12 protein-coding genes are annotated in these 17266 nt (G+C 43.8%); 4 read left to right on the forward strand and 8 right to left on the reverse strand.

Features of this window, described 5'->3' with window-relative positions; translation table 11 throughout:
* Nucleotides 1-976 precede the first annotated feature (976 nt).
* The 3 genes from GFS24_RS17755 to GFS24_RS17765 are packed head-to-tail and all read left to right on the forward strand — an operon-like array spanning nucleotide 977 to nucleotide 3855.
* On the forward strand, nucleotides 977-1666 hold the full coding sequence (locus GFS24_RS17755; protein WP_153661658.1) for a phosphoadenylyl-sulfate reductase: 690 nt from the start codon (nucleotides 977-979) through the stop codon (nucleotides 1664-1666).
* A gap of 20 nt (nucleotides 1667-1686) precedes the next feature.
* Entirely contained in the window at nucleotides 1687-2592 is a 906-nt protein-coding gene (gene cysD, locus GFS24_RS17760) for a sulfate adenylyltransferase subunit CysD (RefSeq protein WP_153661660.1), read from the forward strand.
* An 18-nt stretch (nucleotides 2593-2610) separates the two neighbouring features.
* Entirely contained in the window at nucleotides 2611-3855 is a 1245-nt protein-coding gene (locus GFS24_RS17765) for a sulfate adenylyltransferase subunit 1 (protein WP_153661662.1), read from the forward strand.
* A gap of 56 nt (nucleotides 3856-3911) precedes the next feature.
* Here the strand turns inward: GFS24_RS17765 and GFS24_RS17770 are convergent, their stop codons facing one another.
* The 3 genes from GFS24_RS17770 to GFS24_RS17780 all read right to left on the reverse strand — a co-directional run bounded on the left by GFS24_RS17770 (nucleotide 3912) and on the right by GFS24_RS17780 (nucleotide 8165).
* The gene (locus GFS24_RS17770) at nucleotides 3912-5300 is read right to left on the reverse strand and encodes a hypothetical protein (protein WP_153661663.1); all 1389 of its coding nucleotides are present in this window, start codon (nucleotides 5298-5300) and stop codon (nucleotides 3912-3914) included.
* A gap of 34 nt (nucleotides 5301-5334) precedes the next feature.
* A complete protein-coding gene (locus tag GFS24_RS17775; protein ID WP_153661665.1) occupies nucleotides 5335-6861 on the reverse strand; it encodes a hypothetical protein in 1527 nt (508 codons plus the stop codon).
* Nucleotides 6862-7205: 344 nt separating this feature from the next.
* Entirely contained in the window at nucleotides 7206-8165 is a 960-nt protein-coding gene (locus GFS24_RS17780; protein WP_153661667.1) for an NAD-dependent epimerase/dehydratase family protein, read from the reverse strand.
* A 160-nt stretch (nucleotides 8166-8325) separates the two neighbouring features.
* On the opposite strand from GFS24_RS17780, the gene kdsA reads away from it, so the two are divergent.
* Nucleotides 8326-9150, forward strand: coding sequence for a 3-deoxy-8-phosphooctulonate synthase (kdsA, locus tag GFS24_RS17785; protein ID WP_153661669.1), 825 nt, complete (start codon nucleotides 8326-8328; stop codon nucleotides 9148-9150).
* Nucleotides 9151-9480: 330 nt separating this feature from the next.
* On the opposite strand, the gene GFS24_RS17790 is transcribed toward kdsA, so the two are convergent.
* The 5 genes from GFS24_RS17790 to GFS24_RS17810 form a co-directional block, all read right to left on the reverse strand.
* Nucleotides 9481-11928: a hypothetical protein gene (locus tag GFS24_RS17790; protein WP_153661671.1), complete on the reverse strand. Its 2448-nt coding sequence runs from the start codon at nucleotides 11926-11928 to the stop codon at nucleotides 9481-9483.
* Between the two features lie 205 nt (nucleotides 11929-12133).
* Nucleotides 12134-13447, reverse strand: a complete 1314-nt coding sequence (locus GFS24_RS17795; RefSeq protein ID WP_153661673.1) for an HlyD family secretion protein — start codon at nucleotides 13445-13447, stop codon at nucleotides 12134-12136.
* Between the two features lie 28 nt (nucleotides 13448-13475).
* Nucleotides 13476-15662 (reverse strand): peptidase domain-containing ABC transporter, encoded by a 2187-nt coding sequence (locus GFS24_RS17800; RefSeq protein ID WP_153661675.1) that lies wholly within the window; start codon nucleotides 15660-15662, stop codon nucleotides 13476-13478.
* A gap of 20 nt (nucleotides 15663-15682) precedes the next feature.
* Nucleotides 15683-16360: a glycosyl transferase gene (locus GFS24_RS17805; protein WP_153661677.1), complete on the reverse strand. Its 678-nt coding sequence runs from the start codon at nucleotides 16358-16360 to the stop codon at nucleotides 15683-15685.
* A 33-nt stretch (nucleotides 16361-16393) separates the two neighbouring features.
* Nucleotides 16394-17257 (reverse strand): hypothetical protein, encoded by an 864-nt coding sequence (locus GFS24_RS17810; protein WP_173003114.1) that lies wholly within the window; start codon nucleotides 17255-17257, stop codon nucleotides 16394-16396.
* Between the last annotated feature and the right edge of the window lie 9 nt (nucleotides 17258-17266).

Genomic DNA, 17266 nt, shown 5'->3' on the forward strand with positions numbered 1-17266 from the left:
AGATTTGATCTTTAAAAATGGTTGACTGCCTCTAAGACCTTTAACAGGCTTGCCCGCCTGATATTCTAAACAGAGCGCGTCAACTGAAGGGAAATGAGATGGGGACTAATACACAACATGGGCCTCCTGCCCAGTCACTCACTTAGTTCACCCCATCTCTTTCCTTCAATTTAATCCATTATTTTATCCATACAAATCTAAAGGTCACTCACTTGTACGGTTTGTTCTCTGTGCTGCTTCTAAAAATACCTATTTATAGGTATTGCTGTTAATTCCCCACCAAGCTACCTTTAGTTATTAAAAGGCTGACTAGCAACTCGTTAAATATCCTTATCCCTATACAGCAGAAGAATCGTCAAAAACGAACAACGTATACCTGTTCCAGCGGAAATGGAGGTCTAAAGCCAAACCACCCCTGTGAACGGGTTTGCGATTTCAGGAAATACCTTTAAATAACTAGTAATATTAAGCAACGGGCTATTTCGGATAAATAATCAACCGATCATAAGAAGCATTGACGTTCCCCAGGAAGGTTAGAGGGCTGGCTAAGAGTGTGGTTCACTGTTAGTTAGCCCTAAGCTTTTAAGGAGGCTTCTTTGAGGCCTCGGCTCTCCAGCATCCTAAATGGAAGGGGGTTCTTTTTTTATTAAGTTCCCTTTAAAGGCAAATCTCCAAGTCCCCTGAAGGGGGCTTAAAAAAGGGGCTAGCCCCTTTTTTAAGCTTCTTTGGCCACCTCTAAAAAAGCCCTCTCTAACCCAGTCAGGGCTTTGTTGGGAAGGTTTTTATTACAGCCTCTTTAAATGAGGCATCTTTTACCTACCCCCTAAAAAAATCCCCCTCCAAATAAAAAACAATCCGCCCTTTGCTGCACGGCAAACTCCCAGCCTCCCCCGCCTTTTTTCCACAATACCCATATTTAGTCTATCTTTTTTATAGGTTTTATGTATTTTTGCTCTACAGGTAGAGGAAGCTACACATGAAAGATTTACCAGGGCTACTAGCCCAGCAAACAGATATTGCAGCAGGAATACGCATTTTAACGGAGGAATTTCCCGGCACTGTTGCCTTTTCCACGTCGTTCGGCCAGGAAGACCAGGTGTTGGCAGACATCATCTGGAAAAATCAATTGCCGGTACGGGTATTTACATTAGATACCGGCCGGCTTTTCCAGGAAACTTACGATCTAATGGACCTTACAAGGGCCCGCTACAAGCAGCCTTTCGAGATTTATTTCCCGGAAACCGCAGCAGTAGAAGCACTCGTAAAGGAAAAAGGCATGAACAGCTTTTACGACTCTGTAGAGAACCGCAAAGAATGCTGTTATATCCGTAAAGTAGTTCCCCTCAACCGGGCTTTGAAAGGTGTAAAAGTATGGATCACCGGCCTCCGTGCAGAACAAAGTGAAAACCGGCACGACATGCCGGTATTGGAATGGGACGAAGGCCGCCAGCTATACAAATACAACCCCCTCATCCATTGGACGTTTGAAGAAATGATGGCCTACATTGATAAACACAACGTGCCTTACAACAAACTGCACGACAAAGGATTTATCAGTATCGGCTGCGCTCCCTGCACCCGCGCTATTGAACCAGGAGAACATCCCCGCGCCGGACGCTGGTGGTGGGAAGAATCCAAAAAAGAATGCGGTTTACACACTAGTTAGATCAAGTTTAACATCGATATATGAGTAGTATTCAATGGCAATTTCCGCGGGCACTGGAGGATGAAGCAATTTACATCCTGCGGGAAACCGCTGCGCAGTTTGAACGGCCTGCCATCCTCTTTTCAGGTGGAAAGGATTCTATTACCCTCGTACGCCTCGCACAAAAAGCTTTCTACCCCGGTAAGATCCCCTTCCCTTTATTACATGTGGACACTGGCCACAACTTCCCGGAAACCATCGAGTTCCGCGACTGGCTGGTGGAAACCCTTGGTCTTGAACTGATCGTCCGTAATGTACAGGACAGCATCAACCAGGGCAAAGCAAAAGAAGAAACCGGCAAATACGCCAGCAGGAATGCCTTGCAAACAGTCACCCTCCTGGATGCCATTGAAGAACTGAAATTCGATGCCTGCATCGGCGGCGCACGCAGAGATGAAGAGAAAGCACGCGCCAAGGAAAGGATCTTCTCTGTACGCGATGAATTCGGCCAATGGAACTCCAAGATCCAACGCCCTGAACTGTTTGATCACCTCAACGGTAAAGTGAACATCGGTGAGAACGTTCGCGTATTCCCCATTTCCAACTGGACGGAACTGGACGTTTGGAATTATATCCGCGAAGAAGGTCTCGCTATCCCTTCTATCTATTTCTCTCATGAAAGAAAGATCATTGAAAGGGACGGCATGTATTGGCCTTATTCTGATTTCCTCAACACTACGGAAGATGAAAAACCCTTCCCCGCTAAAGTACGTTTCCGCACGGTAGGTGATATGACCTGTACCGCCGCTGTGATGTCCGAAGCAGATAAACTGGAAGACATCATTACAGAGATCCTGGCTGCCAAGATCTCCGAAAGAGGCGCCCGTATAGATGATAAACGCTCGGAAGCTGCGATGGAAAAGCGCAAGAACGCAGGGTATTTTTAAACTACGAATTGACTAACAATGGATGTTTTACGTATAACCACTTCAGGTAGTGTGGATGATGGAAAGAGTACGCTCATCGGCCGTTTGCTGTTTGACACGAAATCTATCACCCAGGATAAAATGGAAGCCCTCACTGCTGCAAGCAAACGCAAGGGCCTGGATTTCACAGACCTCTCCCTCCTCACGGACGGCCTCATTGCCGAACGCGAACAGGGCATCACCATTGATGTGGCACACATTTATTTCTCTACGCCTAACCGCAAATATATTATTGCAGATACGCCCGGCCACTTTGAGTACACCCGTAATATGGTGACCGGCGCTTCTACTGCACAGGTATCGCTCATCCTCATCGATGCAAGAAAAGGTATTGTTGAACAAACTTACCGCCACTTCTTCATCGCCTGTATGCTGCGCATTCCGCACCTCGTAGTGTGTATCAATAAAATGGACCTCGTGGAATATGACGAAGCCCGCTTTAACCAGATCCATGAAGACTTTCAGCAATTGCTGAAAGGTTCTTTCTACGAGGATAAAGAAGTAAAGTTCATTCCTATCTCTTCCCTCTACGGAGAAAACGTGGTAACTAAAACGGAGAAGATCAGCTGGTATAAAAGTCAGCCGCTCCTGGAATTCCTGGAAGAAATAGAACTGGACACAACAGACCGCCAGCATCCTGCACGTTTCCCCGTTCAGTATGTGATCCGCCCTAAAACTGAGCAGCACCATGATTTCCGTGGTTTTGCCGGTAAGGTGGCCAGCGGTAGTTTTCACGTAGGCGCGGAAATTGTTTCCCTGCCTAACGGGCAACGCAGCAAGATCAAATCCATCGAAAAGTTTGAGCAGCAACTGGATGCGGCACATGCCACAGAAAGTGTAGTGATCACACTGGAAGATGAAATAGATATCAGTCGCGGTAATTTGCTGGTTACGCCGGATAACATTCCGGAAGGCCGCAAAGAGCTGGTGGCACAGATCTGCTGGATGGACCAGCAGAAACTCAGCGCAGGTAAAACGTATTTACTGGTGCATGGTGCCAACCGTATCAAAGCAAAAGTGCAGCAACTGCATCACGTGGTAGAAGTAACCACTAACCGGATAGAGGAGAAAACGGAAATGGGATTGAACGATATCGGTAAGATCACTTTAAAAACTGCCCAGCCTGTATTTGCAGATGCCTACCAGGCAAATCCTGCAAACGGCACTTTCATCCTGGTGGATGAATTCAGCAACGCTACAGTTGCAGTGGGTTTCGTGGATTAAGCCATCTGTCAACTAAAATAAAAAAGCCGGAGGTGATTACTTCCGGCTTTTACTTTTTATTCTACCCGTAACCAGGTGATCTTTGCATTCTTCTTTTTGGTCTTTACATGCAGCGTGGCATATACCTTATTCACCGGATCGTAGTCAGCTGCTATAAACAGCCCGAGGTTACTGGCATCTTCCCCGCTAAAAACAGACCGTTGCTTCGACAATTTATTCCCACTCTCTAACGTATAATAGAACCCGCTGCAATTAGTGACCAGCCATACCGTTTTACGGTGATGGTCTGTGGCTTCATTGATCAATACCTGGTCTCCCACCATATCCACATATAAATACTGTTCTCCTTCCCGTAATAGTGTCGCAGCGTTTTCAGTATGTTTCTGATAAAATGGATCAAATGATTTTTCCCTGAACCCATGTTTCTTTCGCAGTAGCCAGTTACCTGTTTGTGTTCCTTTTTTATCAAACTGAAGAATGGTAAGATCACCTAATATTGTATGCTTTGGTGGTTTAACAGCGTAAGGTATTGGTTGTTGTTCATAGTTCTCTTTTTCCTCCATCACTATCCGGAAAGAACCATCTTCCATGATCAATATATTCTGAGGTATGCCTTCCCCGGAAATTTTCTTCGCCTGTTCCAGCACTTTCGTTGTTGCATTCAACAGGGAAATTTTTCCAGGCTGCAACACAATGAGCTGGCTGGTATAGGGATTGTATTTCAGGGCGGCACCTTTAAGCGCCTCTCCCACCGGAGTAGCTTTAAAAGCACTGCTACCTTTTTCCAGTGTGAGCAGTTCCACGCGGTTCTCTACATTAAAGTTGCTGGCCAATATACATACCGCTTTATCCCCCAATACCACCATATCCGTGAACCCATGATAAAACACTCCCACCGTCTCCTTATCAAAAACACCACGGCTCAGTACGGCATGATCCGGGCCATAATGAATGATCTCCGAACCGAGTTCTTCATTCAACCATGTTCTGATGGCATAATATTCTGAGTAAGGGTCCTTTTCGATATTGAAATCCCGTGCCGGATTGGTGAGTATCAACTGATCCAGGCGCAACACTACTTCTTCTTTTTTCAAGGTACCATCTTTGCCATCCAGGATGAGTCTGTATAATACAGGATGTTTGTTTTCCCTTTCGCTGGCAAACACCACTACATCTCCCTGTGTTTCAAAAACAGCGTTGATGTTTTCTGTATGTGCAGTGGGGATGTTTTTATCCTGGATGCGCTGGTGGGCAGCGTTGTATAATTGCAGGTTGATGCCCTCCCTGAAATGCAGGTAAACCGTATTTCCATTCTTTAATTGAATGATCTTTGCAGCGCCTTTCTCCGGTTCATTAAATTCCGGGCCGTCTGCTATGGAAACAAACTGTGCACTTGATCCCTGGTGTATATTTATCAGGAGGTACAGGAATAGTATCTTCTTCATGAAGAGCAATATAATAAAACTTGCTTATTGTGCTTTAATTCAGGTTAAGCCATACCAATTGTACTTCCTTTTTGTTTTGCGACATACGCCGCAAGGTGACCAGGGTACTTTTTTCCATATCGTAATCCGCCATGGAAAATAAAGCGATGTGCCTTTGTTTCTTTTCCACATCTACCGGGAAAACAAAATTCCTGGCGGGAATAATGTTCTTTCCGGCCAGCGTATAATAGAACCCATGTCCTTCACGGGCATCGCGCATCATCGTTAATTTACCTTTCTCCAGTTTCTCTTTATTCTCTTCCAGGTCATTCATCAGGATGTAATCATGTTTGGCGCCAGGAACGAAAGAGAAGAATTTATACTGCTCTGAAAAATCTATTTTGTCCGTAGCGTTCTCCCTGTTCTTCTGATAAAATGCTTTCATGATCAGGCCGGGATTTAATTGCCTTTTAGGGATCATCCAGGTATTGATCTCCTTTCCTTCCGCATCCATATCGATCACCGCTACAGTGGAAAGGATGGTACTGATCACTACCGGCACACTGTTCACCAGGCGCACAAAATTGTCCAGCTCTTCAAACACAATGGAATAACCGCCGTCCTTTTTGATGAATACATTTTGCGGCACGCCTTCATAAGGTGCTTTGGGACCAAATACTTCCAGGCTTTTCAGGTTGGCTTTATCCGGGACGATCTCTCTGGCTTCTGCTGCCACCATCGTACTCAGTTGTACCGTGGTGAGCCAGGTAGCTATTTTCTTTTCTTCTTTCTGATTGGCCTGCAGGAGGATCAGCTGATCCGTGTAAGGATTGTATTTCACGAAACCACCCAGCACTTCTACTCCTTTTGGTAAAGAAAGAGATGAGAAACGAAAGAAGATATGCCCCTTTTCCAGCGTTGCCAGCATCATTTCGCTGCTGGTTACCTGATAGGTTGCATTTTGTGCCATACCCAGGATACAGAGCTTCTTATCGCCAATGACCACCATATCCCAATACTGGAACCTGGTGTCATTATCCGGGCCGGTGAAACGGGCGCGACTGATCTCATGATGATCTGCTGCAAAATGCACGATCTCATAACCGGCATCAGCTTCTTCAAGGTTGGCATACATCGATATCGCATAGTTTTCGCTGTAAGGGTCTTTGATCACCAGGAAGTCTGAACTGCTGGTTTTCTTTTTGCGGCGGTTCACTTTATCCAGGTTGGCCACCGTATCCTCCCGCAATAATTGTCCGGTACCAGCATCAATGGTGAGCCGCACCAATAAAGGGTGCCTGCTTTCCTTCACACTATATAACACCGTAGCATTGCCCTGCGATTCAAAAACAGCATCCAGGTTACCATTCCGGATATGGGCAAAATTCGCCATGGTATCCACCCGCTGGTGACTGGAATCGTATAGCTGGATGTTCACCCCCTTTGCCGGAAAATGTACATACAGGGTGTTCCCGTTCTTCAATTGAAGGATCCGGGCAAGTCCGCCGGATGGTTCCTCAAAGGAAGGACTCTCCGCAATTGTACTGATCTGGGCATGCAGGGCAAGGGGAAATGTTGCCAAAAGGCACAGGTATAAGGCTCTTCTCATTTTTTCATAGGATAATACGATGTAATATACAAATATTATATAATATATATGCCGGTAATAGTGGCCTGATAGAAGTTTGATCGAAGCACTATAGTTGTATATCCCTATATCACTGAAAGCCCATTCCTATAACACTCCTATAGCATAGGTATATCGAAACGATATACCTATGCTATAGGAATGATATAGCAGTGCTATAGGAGAGATATAGGAGAGAGCCGAGATAGTACCTGGAATAGACTGGTTATCAGCCTTTTGCGCACAAAAAAGGCCGGAAGCAATGCTTCCGGCCAGTTAAACATATAGTAATCAATCGTTTATTTAATTCCTTTCTCCAGTTTAAGGTTCCGGAGCATGTCCTCCGTCATCTTTTCCAGGTTGAATTCCGGTTTCCAGCCCCAATCCTGGGCGGCCAGTCCGTCTTCGATGCTTTGGGGCCAGCCGTTGGCAATCTGCTGGCGGTAATCTGGTTCGTAGCTGATGGTGAAGGCAGGAATATGTTTCTGGATGGCTTCGGAGATCTCTTTAGGGGAGAAACTCATGCCGGAGAGGTTGTAGGCAGAACGTACCTTGATCTTTGCACTATCCGCCTCCATGAGCTCAATAGTGGCACGGATGGCATCCGGCATATACATCATGGGCAGATAGGTGTCTTCAGACAGGAAACATTTATAGGTACCTTCTTCCAGGGCTTCGTGGTAGATCTCTACCGCGTAATCCGTGGTACCGCCGCCCGGGGCAGATTTATAGCTGATCAGGCCGGGATAACGGAGGCTGCGTACATCTATACCATAGCGGTGGTTGTAATATTCGCACCAGCGTTCGCCGGCAAACTTACTGATCCCGTAAATGGTGGTAGGTTCGATGATGGTATGCTGCGGTGTGTCCTCTTTGGGGGAATTAGGCCCAAAAACGGCAATGGAACTGGGCCAGTAGATCTTATCCAAGCCTTCTTCCTTGGCAATGTCCAGCACGTTCAGCAGGCTTTGCATGTTGATGTGCCAAGCCAGCAGGGGGTTCTTTTCCCCGGTAGCGGAAAGGATGGCAGCCAGCAGATAGACCTGGGTAATGTTGTGACGGATAACCAGCACATGCAGCATTTCTTTGTTCATCACATCCAGGGACACGTAAGGGCCGCTGCCTTTCAGCAGGTCGTGCTCTTCACGGAGATCGGATGCTACCACGTTATTATCGCCATACATTTTGCGCAGGGCCAGCGTTAACTCTACGCCAATCTGACCGCATGCACCAATAACCAGGATCTTATCTTTCTTCATACTAAGAGGTTGTAAATTTTGTGCCCAAATTTATGTTCCAGACGCAATATTAGATGAAATGGGCATGTAAACAATGACAATACAATAACAATCCGGCCTATTCTATGTTTAGATTTATCATAGGAATCAGCATCAGGGAAAATAACGTTAATTTTGCGCCATGAAAACGTTAAAAGCACTGTTTAAAGAACAATACAATCCTGAAAACTTCTTTCTCATTGCCGGCCCGTGTGTGATCGAAGAAGAAGATCTGGTGATGGGCATCGCTGAAAAAGTATCTGCTATCTGCAAAAAACTGAACATCCCTTATGTGTTCAAAGCATCTTACCGCAAAGCCAACAGAACAAGTATCAATTCCTTTACAGGCATCGGTGATGTGGAAGGGCTGGACCTTTTACAGAAAGTAGGGCAAACCTTTAATCTCCCTGTTACCTCAGATATTCACTCCGCTGCGGAAGCTGCTATGGCGGCCGCTTATGTGGATGTTTTACAGATCCCGGCCTTCCTTTGCCGCCAAACGGATATCCTGCTGGCCGCTGCAGATACAGGTAAGTTTGTGAATGTGAAGAAAGGGCAGTTCGCCAGTGGTGAAGCCATGAAATTTGCGGTGGAAAAGATTGAACAGGCAGGTAATAAACACGTGATGCTCACGGAAAGAGGTAATACTTTCGGGTACCAGGACCTCGTGGTGGATTATCGTAATATTCCCATCATGAAAGAACTGGGTGTTCCGGTGATCATGGATTGCACACACTCTCTGCAACAGCCGAATCAAACTTCCGGCGTTACAGGTGGTAATCCTAAAATGATCGGCACTATTGCAAAAGCGGCTATTGCTACCGGCGCAAACGGGTTGTTCATTGAAACACATCCGAACCCATCTAAAGCTAAATCTGACGGCGCTAACATGCTGCATTTGGATCATCTGGAATCATTGCTGGAAGAACTGGTGAAGATCAGGGAAGCGGTTTATGTGAAAGCATAAAAACTAAAAAGCGGGATACGAAGTACCTGCTCAGCAAAAGCTGTAAGAAATAAAAAGACCGGTACGAAGTACTTGCTCGGCAAGAGCTGTAAGAAATAAAGAACCGGTACGAAATACCTGCTCAGCAAAAGCTATAAGAAATAAAAATCCGGTACGAAGTACCTGCTCAGCAAAAGCTGCAAGAAATAAAAAACCCGTACGAAGTACCTGCTCAACAAGAGCTGTAAGAAATAAAGAAACCGGGTACGAAGTACCTCCGCTCCGCGGGAGCTGCAATAAATTATTCAAAAACATAGGGCCGCATCAAACCGATACGGCCCTTTTTCTTGCTTACTTTCCTACCTTTTCAGCAAGTCCTGAAAACTTAACATCCAGCTTCAATACTGGTCCCTGCTCTCCGGAGTATTCACTTTTCAACGTTATATTATTCTCGCCAGTCTGCCATTGAGGCAAACCGCTTACTTTGATCTCTTTCCTGTTATTCCACCATGCGTCACACTGATAAATAGATACCCCGTCGCAGACAAATTTATCGCCGGCTTTTACCGGGCCTTCTATTTCAATGGGTGGCAAGTCGTTGATGATGATACGTATGCCCGTTACCGTTTCTGTTTTATTCCCTTCTACTGCTTCTGCTGTGATATAGAATTTCAGCGGTTGTGCACCGTAAGGGTTATTCGCTTTGAAGCGGGTTGTAACAGGTTCCCCTGTTTGCATCATTTTGTATTTGTGCGTGAGATCCGTGATGAGCTTCACAGGATAAAGCTCCCAGCTCCCCTCTCCTTTTTTCACGAGGTGAAATTCAGTGGTGGGATCTTTGAACTTCGCTATCTGTGCAGCGGTGAAAGTTTTTGCATTGCGGGCTTTCTGCCATTCGCGTACGGCTTCAAACAATGCTTCTTTATAGCCATTCTTCTCTATGTTCTCATCTACCCTTAAAAGATATCCTGCGTTGAAAGCAGCACTCCTTGCCTGGATCCATTCTATTTCTTCCGGGCGGTAAGTAGGTTCCATCTTAAACCAGCCCAGCATGCCGGGCATGAGGTTACGTTCAAAATAACGCTGATTCTCTATGCGGTAATTCACCTGGCTTTTCCGTAATGCGCTGTACCACGGTTCTCCCCAGTTCATGAAAGAATAGATATGCCAGTAATAATGAGAAGTACTGGCACCACAGGTCATGCGGTAACGATCCAGGTTCCGGTACCAGAGGTCTACAAATTTATTCTCAGCATAGGTGCCATGACCGGTGTATCCCAAAGCTTCAAAACCATCGAAGTCCATGAGGTCTACGCCGGTTTCATTACAAACTTCTGCCAGCCTGCGTGCGTATACATCCTGTAAATTAATATCGGGAAGGAAGCCACTATAGCCACTGTTCACCAGTTTATCCACTACTGTGCCTGCTTTGTGAGGGCTCTTCGTTGTTTTGAATTGTCCTCTTATGCAACCTGTTAAAGCACCATTTGAGATACCTTTATAACCGATCAGTTCCTTTCCTATTTTGATCGTGCGTGTTAATCCCATATTACGGAACCAAGAAGTATCTTTTACATAGACTACATCATCATTCTCTCCCAGGTCCCTGGCCAGTACGGAGCTGCCAGATTTCAGCATACTATCTCCGGGAACAGGGGATACATAAGGATCACCGGTACCGGTAAAAGTGGTGAGTGTATGCACGCCTACAGAAATACCTGCTTCTTTTGCTTTGGTTGTGTACTTCCTCACATCTTCCGCGCCATTGGGGAAACGGCCTGTTTCCAATCTGAAATGCCCCCAGCTCTTGAAGATATCCCCGATGTGCACCAGCCGGAAGTTCCCTTCCTTCGCATACTGCAAAGCGTTGTCTATACTTTTGCCTTCATACATGAGGTAGGCTTCAGACATCCGAGGGGAACGTTTGATCCATACACCATCCAGCATGGGATGTGGTAATCCTTCGCCTGTTTCTACCTGCTCAATTACATCCAGCACGGTAGCGGCAGGGCAACCAAACAAAGCAATAGCACTTCCAACCAGATCTGCATTCACCGGTTGAACTTCCTGCAAAGTAGCACCGCTGCCAATGGTACGCGGTATCCGCCTATCACGGGAGAAGAGCCGCAGATCACTGCCATAAGGTTTTTTAACCGCAAGGCTTCCCCTGTACAGGCGCACAAATTCCGGCATATCTCCATCCGTGTTCACATCTGCTCCCACCGGCTGGCCGATCTTATTTTTCAGCGCTTCGGGTATTGTTTGTCCGGGTAACGGATCTATAAAAGAACCACCACCTGCATTATCTCCGTCGTCTGGAATACCTTCTGTGGTATTGATCTTTAATGCCTGTACGCCCACGGCAAATTCATCATCTCTAACCACACCAACTGTTTCTCCTATCAGCTGACTGATAGTAGTGGGATATGGTCCCCAAACTACGGCCTGCACACCTTTACGCGGGGCTAAGGATAATAATTCGAACCGAAGATATTTCCCTTTACTGGCGGCAGCAATTACCGCCACTGCACCATTTTTATACTTTAGCGTTATTTGCTTCTTTGCTTCATTGTAAGTCATGGAAGCCGGATAAGTATATACGGAATCCTTGAAGAGGGAAAGTAAAGGGGACGGCTGGCCCCGCGGAATGAATTCCCGGCCGGTAGCCTTATCAGTTAAACTGATCATGTTCCCTGTTCCGTCAAAACGAAGACGGATAAAATCTGTTGTAAGTTCCACCCCTTCCGGCAAACGGAAAGCCATCAATAAGAGGAGCGTGAAGAATAGCCCTGTTCTCATGTTAAAAATAATTTAAGCTGTATGTTGGATGTAAGGCACAAGGAACTACAGCATCTTATAAAGACGTTTGCTGGTTCCGGTACCTCCTCGGTGGAGCGGGAGGGTTTTGGTGTTATGCAGCGACAAGTTAGTAATTAACAGCAATATTTCACACTATTCTTTAAGTATCTTTCTGGCTTAAAATAGTATCATATACAAACCGCGATCATTGCCCGCTTCCAATTGAAGTAGATTTTACAGAACTATAGTACAATCTTTCCAGGAACCGCATGTTCTTAGTAAGAATAATAGCTGTTGCTGTCAATCCATTTTTAAATGCAAGCGGGTTATTGGTATTTGTTATCAATCCATTATCCAGCCTTATGGTAGTCAAAAAGCCACTATCCGATGGTACAGAAGAAACATAACTTATGATGCCTTCTACAAAACCAATTTCCTGGAAAGGATAGGCATCAAATCGCAGTTGCACGGTAAGCCCTGTGTCTATTTTACCAAAATTGGCCTGGGGCAGAATGGTTTCAGCATAATAACGGTTATCGCCAGGGCTTATAAATCCAATCTGTTTACCTTGTTGCAGAAATTGATTTTCCTGTAAGGCAACAGTAAAAAATATACTCCCGGAGATTGGAGCTTGTATAACATAGACCTTCTTCCATTCATCAACTGAGTTTTTGAGCGACAGCAAAGCATGTTGAAAACTAAGCTGCTGCTGCATACGATCGTGGTCAAGCTGATCCAATTCCCTGATCTTCTCACGTTTTTGCGTTTCGTTGGAAATAAGTGCAATTTCGAGTAGAGGAATGGTCATTTCCTTATTTGCCAACCTGCTTTTTTCCTGTCTGAACTCCTCCTTAGATAATACGTTCTCTTTAGACAGCGATTCTTTCATTTCATAAGTTTCCTTCGCAAATTCCATATCCTGCTGTGTCAATTTCTTTTGCGTCAGCATAAAATTCCTTGTATTATCCAATGAGATAACGTCATTTTCAAGCATAGTTGCCTTCCTTGAATAAAAGCCATTGATCATATAATCATTAAAAAGCTGCCAGGCTATAACAAATTGTCTATACTCCTGCTGAATACTCCCAACATTATTATACTGCTGCTGAAATAACCTGGCTGCTTCTTTTAATTGTCTGGTATTGAATAAGTAAATACCACTATCCAGTTGTTTAGATAACGCTAAAACCTCATCATGATCAGCGGTGCTTTCTATATATCCTATTACCTGCCCCTTTACTACCTCTTTTTTATTCTGAATAAAGAGTTTTACAAGCCTGCCTTCCCGAAGGCAAATAATTTCCTTAGGAGCATTCACTGCCGTTAGTTTAGCCCTCACTTCTATAATATCCGGGTACCTTATAAACCAGGAGATAGTCACCAACAATAGGAAAATGCTCATAAAAATTAACAAAGCCCACTTTTCCATAAAACCAGGCTTATGAGAAATAATTTCCTGTGCCATCTCTGACCGCTGATTAATATTGCCCCTAAAGTTTATTTCATCCTGATTTTCCATTCTCTTAAGATTATTATAATGTTAGAAGTTAAGATCCAAGTTCTAATTGGTTTTTAACCAACTCATAATACCGGCCTCTAAGTGACACCAGATAGTCGTGTGTACCAACTTCCTCAATCTTGCCTTCATGCAAAACAATGATCTTATCAGCATTCCTAACCGTACTAAGCCGGTGAGCCACCACCACAACAGTTCTACCTTCAAAGAATTGCTGCAGATTCTCCACGATCGTCTTTTCATTATTAGCGTCCAGTGAATTGGTAGCTTCATCAAAAAACAAAAATTGCGGTTGCTTATAGACGGCCCTCGCTATAAGCAGGCGTTGCCTTTGTCCCTGGCTGATGCCCACTCCTTCTGCGCCTAATACTGTATTGAATCCATTAGGCAATGTGTCTATAAAAGATAAGATATTGGCTATTCTGCAACTATTCATTAATTTCTCATGATCAATGTATTCATCTGCAACAGCAATATTTCGGGCAATAGTATCATTAAAAATGAAGCCGTCCTGCAACACTGCACCACATTGGCTGCGCCAGAAAGAGGGGCTGATGTATTTGAAATTAACATCCCCGATCTTCAATTCTCCCTGGTACTGGCTATAAATTTTCAATAACAATTTTAAAAGTGTGGTTTTCCCACTACCACTGGTACCTACAATGGCAGTAACCATTCCCTCAGGTATATTTAATGAAATATCTTCAAAAACAGGATCATTGCCTGCACCGGGATAGGTGAATGACAGTTTACTAAAACTGATACTCTTATTATCAGGCAAATAGGTTAAATTCGTTTTATCTGCTGGTTCCTCATCTTCCATTTCATGTATTTCATTTAGCCGTTCCATACTTATTTTTGCATCCTGAAATCCTTGCGCTATAACAATAAACTGCTGAACCGGGCCACTTAACTGGCCAATGATATATTGAATGGCGAGCATGGCGCCAAATGTCAGTTCTCCTTTTACCACCAGTTGGGCAACCAGGAAACTAATAAAGATGTCTTTACCCTGATTGATGAATAAGGCGCCTGCTGATTGCCATTGATCATAATTAAGGCTTTTAAAATTCAATTTAAATATACCAGCCTGCACATTCTCCCATTCCCAACGTTTCAGCTGCTCTGCATTATTTAATCTTATCTCCTGCATTCCCTGTACCAACTGTAATGTGGCATTATTCTCCTTTGCTGAAATATGAAATGTTTCATAGTTTATTTTGCGGCGAAAACGAAGAAACAACTGTATCCAGCCAAGATAAATGATGTTACCTATTGCAAAAACCAGGAACAACTGCACGCTATAAAACACCAGGATAATGGCGTATATGAAAAAATTAAAAACAGAAAAAATGGTCGTTAATGCCTGACCTGTCAGAAAAGCCTGGATCTGCCTGTTGTCGCCGATCCGCTGTATCGTATCGCCTACATGATGCGCATCGAAGTAAGAAACGGGCAGCCTGGTCAGCTTTAACCAGAAGTCAGAGAGAATGGAAATATTGATGCTGTTAGATATCCTTAACTGGAGGCGGGTTCTAACAAAACCGATTATGGTACTGCTAAAAGTCAATGTGAGTTGCGCAATAAGAACGATTGTGATATACTGCATGTTCCGGGTATTGATCCCGGTATCTACCATGCTCTGGGTAAGAAAAGGGAGCACCAGTTGTAGTATAGAACCAAGTAATAGAGAAATAAAGACTTGTGTGAATTGCCACTTGCTTTGGCGTAAATACTGGGTTATCCTGACCCAGCTTAACCGTTGTTCTTTCTCCCCTTTTCTTTCATAAAAAGCCGAAGATGGTTCCAGTACCAAAACGGTACCGACATTTCCTGCGCCCTCAATATTATTAGATTGCCAAAAATTTAGAAAATCCTGTTTAACATAGGTAAGGATGCCATTAGCCGGATCGGCTATTTTTGCACTCCTTTTATTAATTGAGATTAAAACTACAAAGTGATTCTGCTCCCAATGCAGTATTGCAGGAAGCGAAATTTTTTGCAACTTCTCATAATTGATTTGAACCCCTCTTGTCCGAAAGCCTATCTTCTCTGCGATTTCGCTAATACCGAGTAACGAAACGCCTTGTTTATTAAATCCGGACTTTTCCCTTAATGTGTCTGCATTATAATGCTTTCCATAATGTTTGGCAATCATCCTCAGACAAGTAGGGCCACAGTCCATGGCATTTAACTGTTTATAGTAGCTAAAACTCATTTTTGATTTTAACTGTATGATTAATAACTAACGTTAATATTATATCTATTATAAACATTCATTATAGCAGATAACCGGGCACTCGTATCTCTAAACAGGCGAGTAACCTCGCCATTCATAACATTATTAGTTACTGTTACATCTGAGTAACCAAAATCCTTTTGAATTGAAATAAAAGGGAAAAGCACCATTTTATTACTGGTCATTTCAGAGAATTTCCCATCGGCTGTATCTCCGTCCTCAAAAGGTTCATTCAAAATGGTCTGAAAAAAGCCCCTGTATATCACCATAAATTGTGTACTCCAGAAAGTATCGATCCAACACCTGTTCGGTGTAATAGGCACCGTCTGATTAAATCCTCCTATACCGCCCGATAACAACTTAACACCCTGCTGATGGGCCTCAATAATATTCTTCATTAAAAAATGGCTGCAATAGTCCGCCGTAAATTCATGATCATCCTCACAAATAATAATTACTTCATCTTCTTTAGTGCTGGCATCCTTTATGATCTTCACTATGCTCTGCCATAAACCCACCGCCCCAATCTCATGCCTGCAGGCATCTACAATTAACAGATCAAACTCTTTTCTCCCATTAAATTGCCTTTGGATATGTTCCAGCCGATCAGTTCTTGAAGAAAGATTTATAACATAAGTGGGAATCACTATGCCTTCATAGTCATCGATATTGGTCATACTATTAAAATTAAGCGGCTTTAATGCCATTATTCATAATGTACATTCCTTCACAACATCCATATCGTTGACGGCCATCCAAATAATATTAAGTGGATTAAGATCTGTTAATAATCTCAGCTTTTGCTTACGGATGTAAGGAATTCTTTTTCTCCATGCATTCATATTTATTAGCTCAATGATAGTGTCTATTGAAGCTTGAATGGCTCTTATATTCAATTTCACATAGGCTCTTTCATCGATAAACGATGAAATATTAGTACAACCGTCATAAAAGCATAAGGTTTCAGCTAAGATTGGATCTGTAATCTTTTCAGTAAAATAATTTTCACAGAAAGAGTTTTCACAATTTATATGATACCTATACTTTAGCAGGGCATCAAATTTATCCTCAATGGCTCCCCTATAAGCAGTAATACCCTGAAAGAAAAGCCCGGAGTTATTTCTTCCCCAAAGGTCAAACCCATCTTCTATAATCCTATCAAATGCCTGGATAAAATCCAATCTGGCCTCATGCCCTTCCAAATCATAAAGATCACTGGTTACGGAAGACAGCAGCTCGCTTTTCTTAATTTCCCCCTGTTGTATAATTACCTGGTAGTTTGCCGGTTTTGCCTGGCTCCAGCTAAACAAAGACAATGGCAGGATAACCGATGTTTTATGCTCCCTGATATGATTTGATAACAGGGGCTCAGTTAAAAATGTCATTGCTTTCTTCTCATCGTAATCCATGTTTTCATCAAAGGGCCTGGTTAGAATAATTAATTTATCATAAGCTCCATCCGTAAACTGAACATTCTTCCAATCGGACCTGCCGAACCCATGCATTTTAACCATTTCTAACATCTGTTCATCAGATTGCCAAAAGCCTGTTAGTTTAACCCTGATCTTTTTCATTCCAGGAAA

The organism is Chitinophaga sp. SYP-B3965, from assembly GCF_009647655.1.
Taxonomy (GTDB): Bacteria; Bacteroidota; Bacteroidia; order Chitinophagales; family Chitinophagaceae; genus Chitinophaga.